The following is an 18,796-nucleotide window of genomic DNA, read 5'->3' as shown; positions in this document are numbered from 1 at the left end:
GTAAATCTAAAGCCTTTCGGTTTTGGCAATGTAGCCTCCTCCTGGACATCCGGGAAGACCCGTTTCACACCTTCAGGGGAGAACACACCGATGGGACGGCCGCGCACCCCGCTCCTCGACCGGGAGCGGATCACCACGACGGCGCTGCAACTCGTGGACGAGCAGGGCGACTTCAGCGTCCCGCAGATCGCGAAGCGGCTCGGCACGCAGGCCGGCTCGCTGTATCACCACGTGGACGGCCGCGACGGCATAGTCGAGCTCCTGCGCGAGCGGGTCGCGTCCGCGATCGACCCGACGACCCTGGACCTGGCCCCCTGGGACACCGCGCTGGAGTCCTGGGCCCGCTCCTACCGGGCCGCGTTCGCCGCCCACCCGAGGACGATCCCGCTCCTGATGACCTCACCGGTGCGCGCACCCCGGGTCCTGGAGCAGTACGAGCGCGCGGTCACCCTGCTGCTGGCCGCGGGCTTCGCCCCGGCGGACGTGATGCCGCTGCTGATCGCCCTGGAGAACCTGGTCCTGGGCTCGGCACTGGACCTGGCGGCCCCGGAGACGATGTGGGAACTGACGGCACAGACACCGACCCCGCACCTGGCCGAGGCCCTGGCAGCAGTGGGCGCAGGCAGAGCGGACCGAGCCTTCGAGGTAGGCCTGACGGGCTTGATGAACCATGCAAGAACGCTGCTCACAGCGCCCCTTTAGGGGCGCGGGGAACTGCGCGACCAGCCCCCACGCACCCGCGGCCGAGAACGAGACAGCGACCGCCCCGAGATCCGCTGCTCCCTAGGCCCCGTAGAAGAGCTCATCCACAACGGCCCTGGCCCGACGCGCAGTCCGCCGATACGCATCGAGCATGTCCCCCGCATGTCCGTCCCCGTACCCCAGATACCGCCCCACCGCAGCCAACTCCCGGCTCTCGGAGGGAAACGTGTCGCCGGCCCGCCCCCGCACCAGCATCACGGCGTTGCGCACCCGCGTGGCGAGCACCCAGGCCTCATCCAGTATCCCGGCCTCCTCGGCCCCCAGCAGCCCCACCGCCTGCGCCGCGGCCAGCGCCTCCCGGGTCCGGGTGGTCCGCAGCGCCGGCTCGGCCCACCCGTGCCGCAGTTGCAGCAACTGCACGGTCCACTCGACGTCGGACAGCCCGCCCGGCCCGAGCTTGGTGTGCAGCTTGGGATCGGCCCCGCGGGGCAGCCGTTCCGACTCCATCCGTGCCTTCAGCCGCCGGATCTCGCGGACCGCCTCGTCCCCGAGCCCCTCCGCCGGATACCGCAGCGGGTCGACCAGTTCGATGAACCGGCGCCCGAGATCCTCGTCCCCGGCGACGAGTTCGGCCCGCAGCAGGGCCTGCGACTCCCACACCAGGGACCACCGGCGGTAGTACGCCTCGTAGGACTTGAGCGTGCGCACCAGGGGTCCGGACTTGCCCTCGGGGCGCAGATCCGTGTCGATGAGCAGCGGCGGGTCGGCGCTGGGCACCTGGAGCAGCCGGCGCATCTCGGCGACCACCTTGTTCGCCGCCTCGGCCGCCTCCCGGTCGTCCACGCCCTCCCTGGGCTCGTGCACGAAGACGACGTCCGCGTCGGAGCCGTAGCCCAGTTCGTGCCCGCCGAACCGGCCCATGCCGATCATCGCGAACCGCGTCGGCAGGGTGTCGCCCCAGCCTTCGCGGACGACGGCCCGCAGTGTGCCGGCCAGGGTCGCCGCCGTGAGGTCGGAGACCGCGGCGCCGACCCGGTCCACCAGGGCGCCCTGGTCGGCCTCGGCGGGCTTGGTCTCGGTGCCGTAGGAGTCGACGATGTCGGCGGCGGCCGTACGGAACAGCTCGCGGCGGCGCACACCGCGCGCCGCCCGTACCCCGTCCTCGGCGTTCTCGGCGCGGCCGACGGCGGCGAGGATCTCCTGCTCCAGGTGGGCGCGACCGCGCGGCTCCAGGCCCGAGCTGTCACCGTCGCCGAGCAGGGCGACCGCCTCGGGGGCGCGCATCAGCAGGTCGGGGGCGAGGCGGCCGGCGGACAGCACCCGGGCGAGGTTCTCCGCGGCGGCCCCCTCGTCCCGCAACAGCCGTAGATACCAAGGGGTCTTGCCGAGGGCGTCGGACACCTTGCGGAAGTTCAGCAGACCCGCGTCCGGGTCGGCGGAGTCGGCGAACCAGCCCAACAGGACGGGCAGCAGGGTGCGTTGGATCGCGGCCTTGCGGGTGACGCCGGAGGCGAGGGCCTCCAGGTGGCGCAGGGCGGCGGCCGGGTCGGTGTAGCCGAGGGCCTCAAGGCGTTCCCGGGCCGCCTCGGCGCTCAACCTGGCTTCGCCGGGGGCGAGTTGGGCGACGGCGTCGAGCAGCGGGCGGTAGAAGAGCTTCTCGTGCAGGCGCCGTACGACGCCCGTGTGCCGCTTCCACTCGCGGATCAGCTCGTTCACCGGGTCGGTGCGCAGGCCGAGCGAGCGGCCGAGGCGGCGCAGGTCGGCCTCGTCCTCGGGGACGAGGTGGGTGCGGCGCAGCCGGTAGAGCTGGATGCGGTGTTCCATGGAACGCAGGAAGCGGTAGGCGTCGTCGAGCTGGAGGGCGTCGGCGCGGCCCACGTAACCGCCGGCCGCCAGCGCCTGCAGGGCGTCCAGGGTGGTACCGCTGCGCAGTGAGGCGTCGGCCCGGCCGTGCACCAACTGCAGCAGCTGCACGGCGAATTCGACGTCCCGCAGACCGCCGGGGCCGAGTTTGAGCTCGCGGTCGATCTCGGCGGCGGGAATGTTCTCCACCACCCGGCGGCGCATCTTCTGCACGTCGACCACGAAGTTGTCGCGCTCGGCGGCCTTCCAGACCAGGGGGTCGAGCGCGGCGACGTACTCCGCGCCCAGGTCGAGGTCGCCGGCGACCGGGCGGGCCTTGAGCAGGGCCTGGAACTCCCAGGTCTTGGCCCAGCGCTGGTAGTAGGCGACATGGCTGCTGAGGGTGCGGACGAGGGGGCCGTTGCGGCCCTCGGGGCGGAGGTTGGCGTCGACGGGCCAGATGGACCCCTCCACCGTCGTCTCCGAGCAGATCCGCATCATGTGCGAGGCCAGCTTGGTGGCGGACCGCAGCGCCTTGCTCTCGTCCGCGCCGTCGGCTGCCTCACCGACGAAGATGACGTCGACGTCGGAGACGTAGTTCAGCTCGTGGCCGCCGCACTTGCCCATGGCGATCACCGCGAGCCGGCAGACGGCGGCGTCCTCGGGCGCGGCCTTCTCGGCGAGGGCGAGGGCGGCGCGCAGGGTGGCGGTGGCCAGGTCGGCGAGTTCGGCGGCGGTCTGGGCGACATCGGTGGTGCCGCACACGTCCCGGGCGGCGATGGACAGCAGACAGCGCCGGTAGGCGACCCGGAGGGAGATCGGGTCGGTGGCCTCGGCCAGGCCGCGTTCGAACTCCGCCACGCCCGGGTGCAGGTCCCGGGGCTCGTAGGTGACCAGGGCCTCCCAGTCGCGCGGGTGCCGGGCCAGGTGGTCGGCGAGGGCGGCGGAGGCGCCGAGGACACCGAGCAGCCGGTCCCGCAGCGGCTTGGCCGCTATCAGGGTGTCGAGGAGTTCCTGGCGGGCGGTGTGGCCGGACTGGGCCTCCACGAGCCGTACCAGACCGTGCAGGGCGAGATCCGGGTCGGCGGTGGCACCGAGTGCCTCCAGGAGGAACGGGTCGTCCCGGACGGGTGCCAGCTCGGGGCTGTCGAGGAGCCGCTCGGCGGCCGAGGCATCGGTGAAGCCGTGCCGTAGCAGTCGCGTGAAGGTGCTGCTCCTGCGCCCCGGCGTCATCCGCGGCCTCCCCTCGGAACGGGAATCGGATCAAGGTCGTCCACGCCAGAGCCTAACCGCAGGGGCTGTCACGAGCACCGATGAGTTTCACGTGGGATCGCGGTCTGTACGGGTAAACGGCTAGGGGAGGCATCATGCGTGAACCCCAGGGCGTGCTGGACGCCCGCTACAGCAGCGAGGGCACCTCGGCGCACGACTGGTCCGAGGCGGAGAAGGTACTGACGGAATCCGAACTGTTCTGGATCTCGACGGTACGGCCGGACGGGCGCCCGCATGTCACTCCGCTCCTCGCGGTGTGGCACGACGGGGCGCTGCACTTCGGCACCGGCCCCGGCGAGCGCAAGGCGCTCAACCTCGCCGGGAACCCGTATGTCGTCCTGACGACCGGCACCAACAGCTGGACCGAGGGGTACGACGTCACCGTCGAGGGCGAGGCGGTGCGGGTCGCCGACGACGAGCGGCTGCACGAGCTGGCGGCGGCCTGGGAGGCGAAGTACGGCCCGTTCTGGCACTACGAGGTGGCGGACGGCCACTTCCGGCACGGCCCGGGCCGGGCCCTGGTCTTCGCGGTGCGGCCGCGCAAGGTGCTCGGCTTCGGCAAGGGGGAGCCGTTCAGCCAGACGAAGTGGGAGTAGTCCACGCAATCTCGCGGTTCGGCCGCTCTTGCCGTTCACCCGCTCTTCATCCGTCTGGTCAGGTGCGGTGGGGCGAGGGATTATTGGCGTGCGCATGCTCAGTCCGCACCGGCACCACCCCCCACCCCTCCCCATCTCCAGCACGGAGGTTGATGTGTCCGGCAGTTCCGCACGTTCAGGGATGCTGCGCCGAGCCCGTACGGCAGTGGCGTCCGCGACCGCCTTCACCGCGGCCGCGGTCGGCCTGTGGACCGGGTTCGGCAGCACGTCCGCGCACGCCGCGAGTGCCGTACCGGCCCCGGACCACGTGATCGTCGTGGTCTTCGAGAACCACGCGTACAGCCAGGTCATCGGCTCCTCCAGCGCCCCGTACATCAACTCGCTGGTCTCCGGCGGCGCCAACCTGACCCAGATGTACGCCGAGACCCACCCGAGCCAGCCCAACTACTACGCGATGTTCTCGGGCTCCACCCAGGGCATCACCGACGACAGCTGCGTCACGCCCGGCTTCTCCTCCGCCGCCAACCTCGCCTCCGAGCAGCTCGCGGCCGGCCGCACCTGGGCCAGCTACAACGAGACCCTGCCCAGCCAGGGCTCGACCACGTGCAGCAGCGGCAACTACGCGCAGAAGCACAACCCGTGGTTCGGCTTCAGCAACGTACCGACGTCGTCCGCGAAGACGTTCGCCCAGTTCCCGACCGACTACACCACCCTCCCCCAGCTGTCCTTCGTGACCCCCAACCTGTGCAGCGACATGCACGACTGCTCGGTGTCCACCGGTGACACCTGGCTGAAGAACAACCTGGGCGCGTACGCCACCTGGGCCAAGACCCACAACAGCCTGCTGGTCGTCACCATGGACGAGGACAACCGGCTCGCCGGCAACCGCATCCCGACGGTCCTCTACGGCCAGCCCGTCACCGCCGGCTCTTCCTCCTCCACCTCCTACGACCACTACGACCTGCTGCGCACCCTGGAGGACAGCCAGGGCCTGACCGCGCACGCGGGCAACGCGGCGTCCGCCTCCGACATCACCGGGATCTGGACGTCCTGACGTGTACGTAGCGGACAGCCGCGCGAGCACTCCGGCGGCGTCCGTGGAAGGTACCGCCCGGCCCGCGACGGCCGGGCGGTACCGCTCCACGATCGCCCCCACCGTCCTCGCCCTCGGCACGGTCAGCCTGGTCACGGACGTCTCCTCCGAGATGGTGACGGCGGTCCTCCCGCTGTACCTGGTGACGGGCCTTGGCCTGTCCCCGCTGGGCTTCGGCCTCCTGGACGGCGTCTACAACGGCTTCTCGGCGGTCGTACGACTGGTCGGCGGCCACCTGGCCGACCGGGGCGGCGGCCGCCACAAGTGGGTGGCCGGCGCGGGCTACGCCCTCTCGGCACTCTGCAAACCCCTGCTGCTGATCGCCCACGCCCTCACCCCCATCGGCCTGATCCTGGCGGCGGACCGCACGGGCAAGGGCCTGCGCACGGCTCCCCGGGACGCCCTGATCTCGCTCTCCAGCACCCCGGAGAGCCGCGGCCGCGCCTTCGGCGTCCACCGCGCGATGGACACGGCGGGCGCCCTGCTCGGCCCCCTGGCCGCGTTCCTCATCCTCCGGGCGACGGTGGACGGCTACGACGCGGTGTTCACGGTGAGCTTCTGCGTGGCGGTGCTCGGCGTGCTGGTCCTGGTGCTGTTCGTACCGGGCGAACGCTCCGGGACGTCCGCACCGGGCGAACGCTCCGGAACGTCCGTACTGGACGGCCGCTCCGGAACGTCCGCACCGGGCGGCCACTCCGAAACGTCCGCACCGGGCGAACGCTCCCGGACGGCTGCCGCAGATGCGCGCCCCGCAGCGGATGCGCGCCCCACACTGCGAGCGGCCCTGGGCCTCCTGTCCGACCGTGGCCTGCGCCGTATCACCGTCTGCGCCCTGCTCCTGGGCCTCGCGACGGTGAGCGACTCCTTCGTGTACCTGTTGCTGCAACGGCGCCTCGACGTCCCCGACGGCTGGTTCCCTCTGCTCCCGCTCGGCACGGCGGCGGCCTTCCTCCTGCTGGCCGTGCCCCTGGGCCGGCTGGCCGACCGCTGGGGCCGCTGGCGCGTCTTCCTGGCCGGCCACTGCGCCCTGCTCCTGGCCTACGCGCTGCTGCTCACGTCCTGGCACGGTACGGGGTTGCCGTACGCGGTACTGGCGCTGCACGGCACGTTCTACGCGGCGACCGACGGGGTGCTGATGGCGGTCGCGTCGGACAGCGTGCCCCAGGCGCTGCGCTCGTCGGGCCTGGCGCTGGTCCAGACGGGGCAGGCGGGGGCGCGTTTCGCCTGCTCGCTGGCGTTCGGCGCGGCGTGGACGCTGTGGGGTGACCGTACGGCACTGCTGGCGTCGACGGCGGCGCTGGCGGTCTGCGCCGCATACGCACTCACCTTCCGCCCCTCCCGGGAGACAGCCGTATGACCCTGAGGTCCCGCATCCTGATCCTCGCCTCGGCGCTGGCCGTCCTGGCGGCGATAGCCCTGGCCTCCGTGCTGCACGCGTCCGCACGGGCGGAGCGCCGTGACCATACCCAGGCGGGCGGCCCGAAGATCACACCGGGAACGGTGACCCTCACGGCCCCGGGCCGCATGATCTTCCGCAACATGGCGTGGGGCCCGCACCGCGACGAACTGACCACGACCCCGGCGTCCGCCCCGTCCGGCCCCCGCACCGCCTCCGGCGTCAAGTGCCTCCGCTTCTACGCCGCCTCGGGCACGGGCGTCTGCCTCCAGGCGGTCCACGGCCCGGTCTCGGACACCTACCGCGCGTTGATCCTGGACGCGAAGCTGCACACGACGGCCCACTACGACGTCCCGGGCATCCCCTCCCGGGCCCGGGTCTCCCCGTCCGGCCGCTACGCGGCCTGGACGGCGTTCGTCGGAGGCGACTCCTACGCGGGCACGAACTTCTCGACGCGCACGGCGATAGTCGACACCCGCACGGGCGCCTACATCCCGTCGCTGGAGGCGTTCCGCATCCGCAAGGACGGCAAGGCCTATCAGGCTGCGGACGTCAACTTTTGGGGCGTGACGTTCGCTTCGGACGACGACACCTTCTACGCGACGCTGGCGACGAAGGGCTCGACCTATCTGGTCCGGGGCGACCTGCGCACTCGCACCCTCACCACCCTCCACCAGAACGTCGAATGCCCGTCCCTCTCCCCCGACGGCACGCGTATCGCGTACAAGAAGCGGGTGAAGGGCCTCCCCAAGGACGCCCCGTGGCACCTGTACGTCCTGGACCTCAGGACGATGCGCGAGACCCCGTTGGCGGAGCCCCGGAGCGTGGACGACCAGGCGGTATGGAAGGACACGCACACGGTCGTCTACGCCATGCCTGGCGACTACGGGGCAGACCTGTACGAACTCCCGGCGGACGGCACGGGGAAACCGCAGCGGATCAGTGTCTCCGCGGTCTCCCCTGCGTATGTCCGCTGAGCCGGACGGTGTCAGATCGTCTCAGATGGTCTCCAGCATCTTGAGCAGCTCGATTCCGACGGGCACGCCGAAGCCGGTCACCGCGTCGAACCCGGGCTGGACCTTGTAGCCCCGGCCGGGGAACGGCGTCGAACGGTTGTCGTGACCGAGGGCGATGTCCTGGCAGACGTGCTGGCCGACCGGCTTGCTGTTGGTGCCGGTGCCGTAAAGCAGCGGGGTGAGGAAGCGATGCTGCTTGGCGACGGGCAGCAGGGCGTTGACGCGGGCGACGAGGGCGGCCCACAGGGGGGTGGACGCGCTGGTGCCGCCGTTGAGCTGGGTCTCGCCCTGGAGCGTCAGTTGGTACCAGGGCGGCCCCGCCAGCGCGGCGACGTCCGGGACCACCCGGCCGTCCTTGGTGGGCTTCGGGTTGAGGGAGGTGACCTTGACCTTCTGCCAGGTGGGCCGGTCGAAGATGTCGCTCACTCCGCCGCCGGTCGCTCCGCCGCCGCCGCTGCGGTCACCGGGTGAGATCCACCAGGAGGTCTCCTGGCCGGCTTCCATGATCATGGTGCCGCCCACGCTGAGCACGTGGGCACTGGACGCCGGGAAGTCCACGTGGCAGCGGTCGTCGTCCATCTGGTCGCCCGAGCCGTCGTCGCCCGAGGAGACGCAGACGGTGATGCCCTTGTCCGCCGCCGCGGCGAGGCGCCGGTCGATCTCGTCGCGCCCCAGGAGGGACCAGTTCGGGTCGTCCTCGGCCAGGCCGTAACTGACCGACACCGTCACGGGCTCGTCCATGATGATCCGGTCGAGCAGATCGATCCAGCCCTTCTGGTCGAAGTCGGCGAAGTAGACCGAGATGTCCGCCTCGGGGCACAGACCGACGATGATCTGCACGTCCATCATGACCTCGCCCGCGATCTCCAGCGCGTTGCTCAGGTCCGTCGGGGAGAGCCGCTGGAGGTCCTGCGCGTTGCGCGGCGGCGTGTACCCCACGGGCACGATCTGCACCGGCGGCGAGGTCAGCCCGTTGTTCCGGCAGAAGGTGTCGGTGTCGTCGTCGAAGTAACAGCCGCCGAACTCAAGGATGGCGATCTTCTGGCCCTCACCGGCGCCTTCCGGGAACTGGTAATGCTCCTCCAGGTTCCGCGGTGTGAACGATCCGTGATCACCCGATCCGGGGAACACCCGGCGCCGGGCCACCTGGCGCTTGTCCAGGCCGAAGACACCGGCGACGATGCCGTCGAGGTCGGCGGGGATCTGGAGCTCACCCTCCCGGCCGCGGAACACGCCCTGCCGCTCGCTGTGGTAGAGCCGCAGTTCGGTCTTGAAGGCGCGGTTGAGGTCCTTCGCCTTCCCCGTCATCTCGATGCTGCCGACCTCGAGACGCTCGTCCGTCACCCTCAGGCCGTACTGGCCGAGGGATTCCTTCACCTTCTCCGCGTCGGCGCGGCGCTCCTGCGGGTTGTCGTTCTTTCCCGCGTTGCGCAGGGAGACGGTGACCGCGATCTCCTCGTTCGGGTCGACGGGATCCGCGATCGCCACGGACCTGGTGGGGCGCGGTCGCTCGCTTCCGGCGAGGCGCACGTGCTGCTGGGGCATGGAGAACCACCCTTCTGTCGGGGAACAACAGCCAGGTGGATAAATGTGCGAATCTTCACAAGATCACACGCTATGTCCGTCAGGGTCATCAGGACGGCGCACCCCATGACGCCGGGCGGGGTCGGTGCTCCTGGAGCACTGACCCCGCCTGCGAAAACCCCGACAGCCCTACAGCACCGGCAGGTTCTTCCGCAGTTCGAATGCGGTGACCTCGGAGCGGTACTCGTGCCACTCGGCGCGCTTGTTGCGCAGGAAGAAGTCGAAGACGTGCTCGCCCAGGGTGTCGGCGACCAGGTCGCTGCGTTCCATCAGGGTGAGGGCCTCGCCGAGGTTCTGCGGGAGGGGTTCGATGCCCATCGCGCGGCGTTCCGCGTCGGAGAGGGCCCAGACGTCGTCCTCGGCGCCCGGCGGGAGCTCGTAGCCTTCCTCGATGCCCTTGAGGCCGGAGGCCAGGAGGAGAGCGTAGGCCAGGTACGGGTTCGCGCCGGAGTCCAGGGAGCGGACCTCGACCCGCGCCGAGCCCGTCTTGCCGGGCTTGTACATCGGGACGCGGACCAGCGCGCTGCGGTTGTTGTGGCCCCAGCAGATGTACGAGGGGGCCTCGCCGCCGGCGCCGGCGGTGCGCTCGGAGCCGCCCCAGATGCGCTTGTAGGAGTTCACCCACTGGTTGGTGACCGCGGAGATCTCGGCGGCGTGCTTCAGCAGGCCCGCGATGAAGGAGCGGCCGACCTTGGAGAGCTGGAACTCCGCGCCCGACTCGTAGAACGCGTTGCGGTCGCCCTCGAAGAGGGACAGGTGCGTGTGCATGCCCGAGCCCGGGTGCTCCGAGAAGGGCTTGGGCATGAACGTCGCCTGGACGCCCTGCTCCAGCGCCACCTGCTTCATGACCAGCCGGAACGTCATGATGTTGTCGGCCGTGGAGAGCGCGTCCGCGTAGCGCAGGTCGATCTCCTGCTGGCCCGGCGCGCCCTCGTGGTGCGAGAACTCGACCGAGATGCCCATCGACTCCAGCATGGTGATCGCCTGGCGGCGGAAGTCCATGCCGATGTTCTGCGGGGTGTGGTCGAAGTAGCCCGAGTTGTCGGCGGGGGTGGGGCGCGTGCCGTCGAGCGGGCGGTCCTTCAGGAGGAAGAACTCGATCTCGGGGTGGGTGTAGAAGGTGAAGCCCAGGTCCGAGGTGCGGGCCAGGGCGCGCTTCAGGACGTAGCGGGGGTCCGCGAAGGACGGGGAGCCGTCGGGCATCAGGATGTCGCAGAACATCCGCGCCGTGCCGGGGGCCTCGGCGCGCCACGGCAGCACCTGGAACGTGGACGGGTCCGGCTTGGCGATCATGTCGGACTCGTAGACCCGGGCGAAGCCCTCGATCGCCGAGCCGTCGAAGCCGATGCCCTCGTCGAAGGCCTGTTCCAGCTCCGCCGGGGCCACGGCGACGGACTTGAGGAAGCCCAGCACGTCCGTGAACCACAGGCGTACGAACCGGATGTCGCGCTCCTCCAAGGTCCGGAGCACGAACTCCTGCTGCTTGTCCATCTTCCGCTTCCCCATCCTTGCTGGTCAGGCCGCGTACTCCCGGTCCCACGGGAGAGCGGTCGGGCACCCGAGCATCACACCACAACAGCATTTCATGCGCGTTGCGGACCTTGATCGCTCCGGCGTCCTCGGCCTGAACGGCTCACATACGGCAGGTGTACCGCCCTGCCGCCCATCTTGCCTGCTCGCAGCGACATCCGTAATGGCCGATCTCAGTTCCTAGTGACGGAGACCACGGTCCTTAAATTTGAATCTCAGATGCAAGTTTTAATAGCGTCGAGGTGTCGAGCCGCCCGGCCGAGTCCGCGCCGAGCCGAGCCACAAGGAGCCCCGATGCTGTCCGAGCCGTCCGCAGTCACCGTCCGCGCCACCCTCCCCGCCGTCGGCGCGGCCATCGGCGAGATCACCGAGCGTTTCTACGCCCGGCTCTTCGCCGCCCACCCCGAGCTGCTGCGCAACCTCTTCAACCGGGGCAACCAGGCCGCCGGCACCCAGCGGCAGGCCCTCGCCGGCTCCATCGCCGCGTTCGCCACGCACCTGCTGGACCACCCGGACCAGCGGCCCGACGCGATGCTCGGGCGCATCGCCCACAAGCACGCCTCTCTCGGCGTCGCCCCCGAGCAGTACGCCGTCGTCCACGAGCACCTCTTCGCCGCCATCGTCGAGGTGCTCGGCGAGGCCGTGACCCCCGAGGTCGCGGCGGCCTGGGACGAGGTCTACTGGCTGATGGCGAACGCCCTCATCGCCATCGAGAAGCGGCTCTACGAGGAGAGCGGCGAGCCCGGCCTGCGGCCCTGGGAGGTCGTCGAGCGGATCACGGAGACGGCCGACGTCACGACCTTCCGGGTCCGGCCGGTGGACGGCGGGACGGCGGTGCGCGGCTTCCGGGCCGGGCAGTACGTGTCCGTGGGCGTCACGCTCCCGGACGGCGCCCGCCAGATACGCCAGTACAGCCTCTCCGGCGCGCCGGGCGAGTCGGTCCGCCAGTTCAGCGTCAAGCGGGTGCAGGGCGACACCGCCACGCCCGACGGCGAGGTCTCCCAGCACCTGCACGCGCGCGTGCAGGTGGGTGACGTCCTGGAGCTCTCCGAGCCGTACGGCGACCTCGTCCTGGGTGACGCCGCCGACCGGCCCCTGCTGCTCGCCTCCGCCGGCATCGGCGTCACCCCGATGGTGGCGATGCTGGCCGCGCTCGCGGCCGACGGTCACGGCGCCCCGGTGACGGTCGTGCACGGCGACCGCTCCCCCGCCGACCACGCGCTGCGCGCGGACCACACGTCGTACACCGCGAAGCTGCCGGACGCGGGCGTCCACTTCTTCTACGAGCGCGACGCCGAGCCCGGCACCCGCACCGGTCTGGTGGATCTCGCCGATGTCGATGTCGCGCCGGGCACGCGCGCGTACCTGTGCGGGCCGCTCCCCTTCATGCGCGCGATCCGCACCCAGCTGCTCGACAAGGGCGTCTCCCCGGCCGACATCCACTACGAGGTGTTCGGCCCGGACCTCTGGCTGGCAGCGGCCTGAGCGCCCCGTAGGGGCGCGGGGAACTGCGCGACCAGCCACGACGGCGCAGCAGCCGCGAACGGCGGACCGCGGCACCCCCATAGGCGCCTACACCGCGCCCGGCCTCTTGGAAATACCGAGCAGCAACGGCCCCGTCGGCTCCGCCACCATGTCCGCCACCGTCACCGGGTCCAGCGCGGCGTAGAACGCCTCCTGGGCCCGGCGCAGGGCCCCGCGCAGGCGGCACGCGGAGTTGAGGGGGCACGGGGTGGCATTGGTGGCCGTGCCGTCGCAGTCGACCACGTCGCCGTCGCCCTCGAACCTCCGCACCAGCGCGCCCACCGAGGCCGTACGGCCCTTCTCGGTCAGCGTGAGCCCGCCGCCCCGGCCGCGCCGGGCGTCGACCAGCCCGAGGTGCTGCAGTTCGGCGACAACCTTCGCCGCGTGCGTGTACGGCACGTCCATGTCCGCCGCGACCTCGCGGGTCGCCGGGCTGGCCCCGTCGGCGACGGCGAGCCGCATCAGGAGCCGCAGGGCGAGGTCGGTGGAGCGCAACAGCCGCATACCGGCCAGGGTAGGTAATACACATCCGGCATTCAAATTATCGGTTTCCTGTCGGATCCCGGCTCTTTACCGCTCTTTCCCGCTCCCTCCCTACGGACGACCCCATCTCCCCCATTACGATCAGTGAGCCCCACCGTCCACGTCCCTTTCCCCCCAGAAGGACACACCTCATGGGTTCCGCGAAGAACAAGGCCGGCAACGCCGAACGCAAGGCACGCATAGAGGAGATGCGGCGCGCGGAGCGTGCCCGCGAGCGCCGCAACCGGATCCTCACCATCACCGCGAGCACGGTGGTGGTCGCCGGTCTGATCGTCGGCGGTGTGGTGCTCGTCCGCTCGCAGTCGAACAAGAGCGACAGTTCCAGCGACGCGAAGGGCAGCTCGGGGGACTCCGGACACTTCGTGACCGGCAGCGACGGCGTACGGACCTGGACCGGCAAGCTCTCCCGCACCCACGTCACCGGGACCGTGAGCTACCCGATGCACCCGCCGGTCGGCGGCAACCACAACCCGGTGTGGCTCAACTGCAACGGCGACGTCTACCCCAAGGCGGTGAAGGACGAGAACGCCGTGCACGCCCTGGAGCACGGTGCGGTCTGGGTGACGTACACCGACAAGGCGAGCAAGGCCGACGTGGCCACGCTGGCGGCGAAGGTGAAGCAGACGCCGTACTCGCTGATGAGCCCGTACACGAACCAGACCTCCCCGATCGAGCTGTCGGCGTGGGGCCACCAGCTGAGCGTGACGAGCGCCGCCGACCCGAAGGTCGCGAAGTTCTTCGAGACGTATGTGCAGGGCAAGCAGACCCCGGAGCCGGGTGCCTCCTGCACGGGCGGGACGATGTGACGTGAAGAAGCACATCGGCTGGATCGCCGGGGCCACGGCGGCGGTGCTGGTCGCGGCCGGCGCGATCACCTACGCGGTCGCCGAGGACGGCAGCGGTGGCGGCGGCCCGAGCGTCCCGAGCGCCGAGGGGGCGGACGCGGGGTTCGCGCGGGACATGGCCGTGCATCACCAGCAGGCCGTGGAGATGTCGTACATCATCCGCGACCGCACGACCGACACCGAAGTGCGGCGGCTCGCCTACGACATCGCGCAGACGCAGGCCAACCAGCGCGGCATGCTGCTGGGCTGGCTGGATCTGTGGGACCTGCCGAAGGTGTCGGCGAAGCCGCCGATGTCCTGGATGGGCATGGGTGACATGCCCGAGCGCGGGGACGGTTCGCTGATGCCGGGCATGGCGACCGACACGGAGTTGAAGAAGCTGGGGACCCTGAACGGCAAGCAGGCGGAGATCTTCTATCTGCAGCTGATGACGGACCACCACAAGGGCGGTATCCACATGGCCGAGGGCTGTGTGTCCAAGTGCACCGTCGAGGTGGAGAAGAACCTCGCCCAGGGCATGGTGGACGCGCAACAGTCGGAGCTGGCGGCGATGAAGCAGATGCTGAAGGAGCGGGGCGCGCAGCCGCGCGACTGAACGGCCGTACCAGCAGGGGGATTTGTCGACTTAGCTGCACCGCAAGGGCTTGCCGACAATCGCAATCGATCCGTAACGTTCCACGCACCGTCGAAATCCGGTCAAATACCCTTAACCAACGCCCACTTGGGGCTTCCTTGGTAATTTCATTCCCCTGGCATGAACAGTTCATCGAAAGAGTGGCGTCCACCACGTGATCGATTCATGGGCCGTTCCGCCGCTGGCCGCCTGGTGATCACGTACGACCGACCACTCCATGCGACGAACCGCATAGCAGGGGGCAGTATGAGATCGAACCGTGCCAAGGTGCGGGCCAGCGTGAGCATGGCAGCGACACTGCCGATGATCGCCGGTGCGCTCGCGCTCGGCATACCCGCGGCGCACGCCGCGGACAACCCGGCCCGTGACGCCCTGGCGGGCACCAAGCCCGCCTGGGCCACGGCCAAGGCGGACAAGGGCGCCACCTCCGACAGCGCGCAGGTCAAGGCCCGGGTCTACCTGGCCGGCCAGGACGCCAAGGGCCTCGCGGCCTACGCGAAGGCGGTGTCCGACCCGAGCTCGCCGCTGTACGGCAAGTACCTGACCGCCAAGCAGATCCAGGCCCGCTACGGCGCCACCAAGGCGCAGGTGAAGGCCGTCAAGTCCTGGCTGACCGCGTCCGGTCTGCAGGTCACCGCGGTCACCCAGCACTACATCGCCGTCTCCGGCGACGTGTCCGCCGTCGAGCAGGCGTTCGGCACCCAGCTGCACAACTACGCCAAGGGCTCGAAGACTTACCACGCCCCGGCGAAGACCGCGTCGGTGCCTGCCGCCGTGAGCTCCGCCGTCCTGACCGTCACCGGCCTGGACAACGCGCCGCACAAGTCGACGCACGACGACACGCTGCCGCCCCCGGCGACCGTGTTCAAGAACTCCGGGCCGTTCTCGTCGTACTACGGCTCGAACATCGCGACCACGCTGCCGGACGCGTACGGCTCGAAGATCCCGTACGCGGTCGAGGGCTATACCGGCAAGCAGCTGCGGGCCGCCTACGGCGCCGGCAAGTACACCGGCAAGCACGTGCGCGTCGCGATCACCGACGCGTTCGCCTCGCCGACCATCGCCTTCGACGCCGGCACCTACGCCAAGGCGCACGGCGACGCCACGTGGAAGACGAGCCAGCTGCACCAGGTGCTGCCGGCGAACTACACCAACACCGGCGCCACCGAGTGCGACGCCTCCGGCTGGTACGGCGAGGAGACCCTCGACGTCGAGGCCGTGCACGCGGTCGCGCCGGACGCCGACGTCACCTACGTGGGCGCCGCGTCCTGCCAGGACAACGACCTCCTCGACGCGCTCAGCAAGGTCGTCGACAACCACCTGGCCGACATCGTCTCCAACTCCTGGGGCGACATCGAGGCCAACCAGACCCCGGACCTCGCCGCCGCCTACGACCAGGTCTTCCAGCTGGGCGCGGTGCAGGGCATCGGCTTCTACTTCTCCTCCGGTGACAACGGCGACGAGGTCGCCAACACCGGTACGAAGCAGGTCGACACCCCCGCCAACTCGGCCTGGGTGACCGCGGTCGGCGGTACGTCCCTGGCCGTCGGCAAGGGCGACAAGTACCTGTGGGAGACCGGCTGGGGCACCGAGAAGGCCTCGCTGTCGGCCGACGGCAAGAGCTGGACCAACTTCCCCGGCGCCTTCACCTCGGGCGCGGGCGGCGGCACCAGCAAGACGGTGAACGAGCCGTACTACCAGAAGGGCGTCGTCCCGGACTCCCTCGCGAAGGCCAACAGCGCCACCGGCAACCGCGTGGTCCCGGACATCTCGGCGATCGCCGACCCCAACACCGGCTTCAAGGTCGGTCAGACCCAGACCCAGGCGGACGGCACCGAGGCGTACAGCGAGTACCGCATCGGCGGCACGTCGCTGGCCGCGCCGGTCATCGCCGCGGTCCAGGCCCTGGCCCAGGAGGCACGCGGCGGCACGGCGATCGGCTTCGCCAACCCGCTGATCTACTCCAAGTTCGGCACGAAGGCGTACCACGACGTCACGGACAACCCGACGGGCTCCGGCCTCGCGGAAGCCCGCGTCGACTTCGCCAACGGCCACGACGCCACCAACGGCCTGCTGACCTCGGTCCGCAGCCTCGGCAAGGACAGCTCCCTGTCCGCGGTGAAGGGCTACGACGACGTGACCGGCGTCGGCACCCCGGCGGGCGGCTACCTGGAGTCGTACCGCGGCAACAAGCGCTGACGCGCTGAGCTGCTGATCCGCTGAGCAGAGGGGCGTGAGGTCCTGACGGACCTCACGCCCCTTTGTGTTGCGCCGTCGTAAGAGGGGTCTACCCGGTCATGGAGGGGGCGAAGGGAGACAGGGCCGGGGCGAGCTGCGCGCCGAGGGCCAGGCCGAGGGCGGTGAGAGCGTCGGGCAGGCCGCTCCCGGTACGGGCCGCGTCCAGTGTTCCCGGTGCGGCCAGTGGACGGCAGCTGGCGGCGAGGGTCCCGAACAGGTGCTGTACGCGGCCGGGTCCGCGGGGCAGCAGCTGGCCGTGGAAGTCCTCGTGGTGGGCCAGTACGAGCGCGGCCAGGCCCGCGATGTGGGCCGACGCGGTGCCGGTGCCGTCGAGGGCGGTGTAGCCGCCGTCCGGGGAGCAGGAGAGAACGGAAACGCCGGGGGCGGCCGCGTTCACTCCGGGGCCATGGCAGCTGAACGGTGCGGCGAACAGCCCTTCCGGGCTCAACTGCGGCCCGACGTGGGTGGCATGGGAGGTGTCGGGAGGGAAGGTGCCGAAGGCACCCAGAGCGCCCACGGAGAAGACGGTGGGCAGCGAGGCGGGGAAGGAGACCGGTCCACCGCTGTCGCCCGCCGGAGCGATGCAGGCGATGCCCGCCGCGGTGGCGTCGGCGAGTTTGCGGGAGACCAGGGCCGAGGGGTACGGGGTCGCCACCTGGATGTGGGCGATGTCGACCTCGTGCTCGACGCAGTGGTCCAGGGCGCCGATCAGGTCGCTGAAGTGGCCGTCGGGCATGACCTGGCAGACCTCGAGCTCGGCGTCGACGGCGATGCCGATGATGCCCTTGCCGGTGTCCGCCCCGGCGATGACGCCGGCCGCGTGGGTGCCGGTGCCGACCGGGTCGTGGGCCCAGCCGTCCTTCGTGCGGCGCACGAAGTCGGCGCCGGAGCGCACTCGTTGCTTCAGGTCGGAGTGGTCGACACTGACGCCCGTACCGATGACAGCGATCTTGATGCCGAAACCGCGGAACGTGGGCGGCAGCCGGTCCAGCCGCATGGCCTGCTGGCCCCAGCCGTAGCTCTGCCGCTGTTCCAGTTCCGGGTAGACCTTGGACAGAGGGGTGAGGGCGACGAGGTTGTCCCGGGTCTCCGACAGGTCGGGACGGAGGATCCAGCGGTCCGTGTAGCCGCCCGCGGGCCGGACGTACAGGGACTGGACCGATTGCACGGTCTCCGTCGCCAGGGTGAGGGTGGCCCTCCCGTCGGGGCCGGTGATGCCCTGGCTCGGCCATGTCGCCCCGATCAGGAACACCCCCGCGCCGGCCAGCGGTTCGCCGTCCGGGCCGCAGACCAGTACCGAGACCTCCATGGCCTCCTCCAGCGGCATGACCAGACCCGGGTCACGCAGCGGCAGCATGCCCGCGGCCGACGTGGCAACGGGCAGAGCTGTGGACAGCGGCAGATCCGGCTCGATGTGCACATGCAGTGACCGCATCGCCGGTACCTGGGCCTCGGCCGCCTCGACGACAACGAGTTCGGGGCAGGAGGGCAGCACCCCTGCCGACTGCAGCTTGTCCGACGGGGTGAGTCTGCGGACCACCGTGACCTCGGGCATCCGCTCCAGGTGGTCGCACACCGCGTCCATGCCGAGTTCGGGCACTCCCACGGGCAGAAGCTGCTGCGGCAGCGGGGCCACCATGTAGCGAGACCGGCGCGGCTGCACCGCGATCGGTGACGGTTTGCCCTTCTTGCGCGGCGCCGCTTCCTCCGCCGGGCCCGGCCCGCCGGCCCCCACGCCCTCGGATTCGCTCTGGCGGTTGTTCCGGGGCTTGCTTCCAGGCCTGTCCTTGACCATTACATCCACCTCGACCATGCCTACGTCGGTTTTGAGCTTCTGATCCGTATGACGGGCGTCTCACGCCTTCCGCGGCTGTGGGGGGGGGGCCGGGCCCCGGGCCCGGGCCCCCCCCCCCCCCAACGCCCCAATTGAGCCCCCTCCCCCGGGGGGAACCAACAGGGCGCACCCCCCCACCCGCGGCTG

At 70.6% G+C, this 18,796-nt stretch carries 14 protein-coding genes; 9 read left to right on the top strand and 5 right to left on the bottom strand.

What is annotated here, in order from left to right; genetic code table 11:
* The first annotated feature begins 90 nt into the window (after positions 1–90).
* Complete coding sequence (locus ACIRR9_RS08645) at positions 91–702, top strand: TetR/AcrR family transcriptional regulator (protein ID WP_403749069.1); 612 nt, start codon at positions 91–93, stop codon at positions 700–702.
* An 81-nt stretch (positions 703–783) separates the two neighbouring features.
* Here ACIRR9_RS08645 and ACIRR9_RS08640 read toward each other — a convergent pair whose 3' ends face one another.
* Positions 784–3,777, bottom strand: coding sequence for a bifunctional [glutamine synthetase] adenylyltransferase/[glutamine synthetase]-adenylyl-L-tyrosine phosphorylase (locus ACIRR9_RS08640; RefSeq protein WP_403749067.1), 2,994 nt, complete (start codon positions 3,775–3,777; stop codon positions 784–786).
* Positions 3,778–3,911: 134 nt separating this feature from the next.
* Between ACIRR9_RS08640 and ACIRR9_RS08635 the strand changes: the two genes are divergently transcribed.
* The 4 genes from ACIRR9_RS08635 (at position 3,912) to ACIRR9_RS08620 (ending at position 7,878) form a co-directional block, all read left to right on the top strand.
* On the top strand, positions 3,912–4,412 hold the full coding sequence (locus tag ACIRR9_RS08635) for a pyridoxamine 5'-phosphate oxidase family protein (protein WP_403749064.1): 501 nt from the start codon (positions 3,912–3,914) through the stop codon (positions 4,410–4,412).
* Between the two features lie 181 nt (positions 4,413–4,593).
* A complete protein-coding gene (locus ACIRR9_RS08630; protein WP_403749691.1) occupies positions 4,594–5,466 on the top strand; it encodes an alkaline phosphatase family protein in 873 nt (290 codons plus the stop codon).
* Position 5,467: 1 nt separating this feature from the next.
* Positions 5,468–6,862, top strand: coding sequence for an MFS transporter (locus ACIRR9_RS08625; protein WP_403749062.1), 1,395 nt, complete (start codon positions 5,468–5,470; stop codon positions 6,860–6,862).
* On the top strand, positions 6,859–7,878 hold the full coding sequence (locus ACIRR9_RS08620) for a TolB family protein (protein ID WP_403749060.1): 1,020 nt from the start codon (positions 6,859–6,861) through the stop codon (positions 7,876–7,878). Before ACIRR9_RS08625 ends, ACIRR9_RS08620 begins: the two co-directional genes overlap by 4 nt.
* Before the next feature lie 21 nt (positions 7,879–7,899).
* Here the strand turns inward: ACIRR9_RS08620 and ACIRR9_RS08615 are convergent, their stop codons facing one another.
* Together ACIRR9_RS08615 and glnA are read right to left on the bottom strand one after the other, a co-directional pair.
* A complete protein-coding gene (locus ACIRR9_RS08615; RefSeq protein ID WP_403749057.1) occupies positions 7,900–9,462 on the bottom strand; it encodes a protease pro-enzyme activation domain-containing protein in 1,563 nt (520 codons plus the stop codon).
* A 168-nt stretch (positions 9,463–9,630) separates the two neighbouring features.
* Positions 9,631–10,992, bottom strand: coding sequence for a type I glutamate--ammonia ligase (glnA, locus tag ACIRR9_RS08610; RefSeq protein ID WP_403749054.1), 1,362 nt, complete (start codon positions 10,990–10,992; stop codon positions 9,631–9,633).
* Between the two features lie 333 nt (positions 10,993–11,325).
* Here glnA and ACIRR9_RS08605 point away from each other — a divergent pair, with 333 nt between their 5' ends.
* Positions 11,326–12,516, top strand: coding sequence for a globin domain-containing protein (locus ACIRR9_RS08605; protein ID WP_403749052.1), 1,191 nt, complete (start codon positions 11,326–11,328; stop codon positions 12,514–12,516).
* 87 nt (positions 12,517–12,603) lie between these two features.
* On the opposite strand, the gene ACIRR9_RS08600 is transcribed toward ACIRR9_RS08605, so the two are convergent.
* Positions 12,604–13,059 carry an Rrf2 family transcriptional regulator gene (locus ACIRR9_RS08600; protein ID WP_403749050.1) on the bottom strand — a complete coding sequence of 152 codons (456 nt, stop codon included), beginning with the start codon at positions 13,057–13,059 and terminating at the stop codon, positions 12,604–12,606.
* Positions 13,060–13,229: 170 nt separating this feature from the next.
* Between ACIRR9_RS08600 and ACIRR9_RS08595 the strand changes: the two genes are divergently transcribed.
* The 3 genes from ACIRR9_RS08595 to ACIRR9_RS08585 all read left to right on the top strand — a co-directional run bounded on the left by ACIRR9_RS08595 (position 13,230) and on the right by ACIRR9_RS08585 (position 16,776).
* A complete protein-coding gene (locus ACIRR9_RS08595) occupies positions 13,230–13,904 on the top strand; it encodes a DUF3105 domain-containing protein (RefSeq protein ID WP_403749048.1) in 675 nt (224 codons plus the stop codon).
* Between the two features lies 1 nt (position 13,905).
* The gene (locus ACIRR9_RS08590) at positions 13,906–14,538 is read left to right on the top strand and encodes a DUF305 domain-containing protein (RefSeq protein ID WP_403749046.1); all 633 of its coding nucleotides are present in this window, start codon (positions 13,906–13,908) and stop codon (positions 14,536–14,538) included.
* A gap of 324 nt (positions 14,539–14,862) precedes the next feature.
* Positions 14,863–16,776, top strand: a complete 1,914-nt coding sequence (locus ACIRR9_RS08585) for a protease pro-enzyme activation domain-containing protein (protein ID WP_403749689.1) — start codon at positions 14,863–14,865, stop codon at positions 16,774–16,776.
* An 88-nt stretch (positions 16,777–16,864) separates the two neighbouring features.
* Here ACIRR9_RS08585 and ACIRR9_RS08580 read toward each other — a convergent pair whose 3' ends face one another.
* Positions 16,865–18,610, bottom strand: a complete 1,746-nt coding sequence (locus tag ACIRR9_RS08580; protein ID WP_403749043.1) for a S8 family serine peptidase — start codon at positions 18,608–18,610, stop codon at positions 16,865–16,867.
* Positions 18,611–18,796 lie beyond the last annotated feature (186 nt).

The organism is Streptomyces sp. NPDC101234 (assembly GCF_044767525.1).
Classification (GTDB): Bacteria; Actinomycetota; Actinomycetes; order Streptomycetales; family Streptomycetaceae; genus Streptomyces; species Streptomyces sasae.
This window is presented reverse-complemented; position numbering and strand designations above follow the sequence as displayed.

Coding starts and splice junctions, on each gene's coding strand:
- ACIRR9_RS08645 (WP_403749069.1), top strand. CDS start 91: ATGGGACGGCCGCGCACCCCGCTCCTCGACCGGGAGCGGATCACCACG.
- ACIRR9_RS08640 (WP_403749067.1), bottom strand. CDS start 3,777: ATGACGCCGGGGCGCAGGAGCAGCACCTTCACGCGACTGCTACGGCAC.
- ACIRR9_RS08635 (WP_403749064.1), top strand. CDS start 3,912: ATGCGTGAACCCCAGGGCGTGCTGGACGCCCGCTACAGCAGCGAGGGC.
- ACIRR9_RS08630 (WP_403749691.1), top strand. CDS start 4,594: ATGCTGCGCCGAGCCCGTACGGCAGTGGCGTCCGCGACCGCCTTCACC.
- ACIRR9_RS08620 (WP_403749060.1), top strand. CDS start 6,859: ATGACCCTGAGGTCCCGCATCCTGATCCTCGCCTCGGCGCTGGCCGTC.
- ACIRR9_RS08615 (WP_403749057.1), bottom strand. CDS start 9,462: ATGCCCCAGCAGCACGTGCGCCTCGCCGGAAGCGAGCGACCGCGCCCC.
- glnA (WP_403749054.1), bottom strand. CDS start 10,992: ATGGACAAGCAGCAGGAGTTCGTGCTCCGGACCTTGGAGGAGCGCGAC.
- ACIRR9_RS08605 (WP_403749052.1), top strand. CDS start 11,326: ATGCTGTCCGAGCCGTCCGCAGTCACCGTCCGCGCCACCCTCCCCGCC.
- ACIRR9_RS08600 (WP_403749050.1), bottom strand. CDS start 13,059: ATGCGGCTGTTGCGCTCCACCGACCTCGCCCTGCGGCTCCTGATGCGG.
- ACIRR9_RS08595 (WP_403749048.1), top strand. CDS start 13,230: ATGGGTTCCGCGAAGAACAAGGCCGGCAACGCCGAACGCAAGGCACGC.
- ACIRR9_RS08585 (WP_403749689.1), top strand. CDS start 14,863: ATGGCAGCGACACTGCCGATGATCGCCGGTGCGCTCGCGCTCGGCATA.
- ACIRR9_RS08580 (WP_403749043.1), bottom strand. CDS start 18,610: ATGGTCAAGGACAGGCCTGGAAGCAAGCCCCGGAACAACCGCCAGAGC.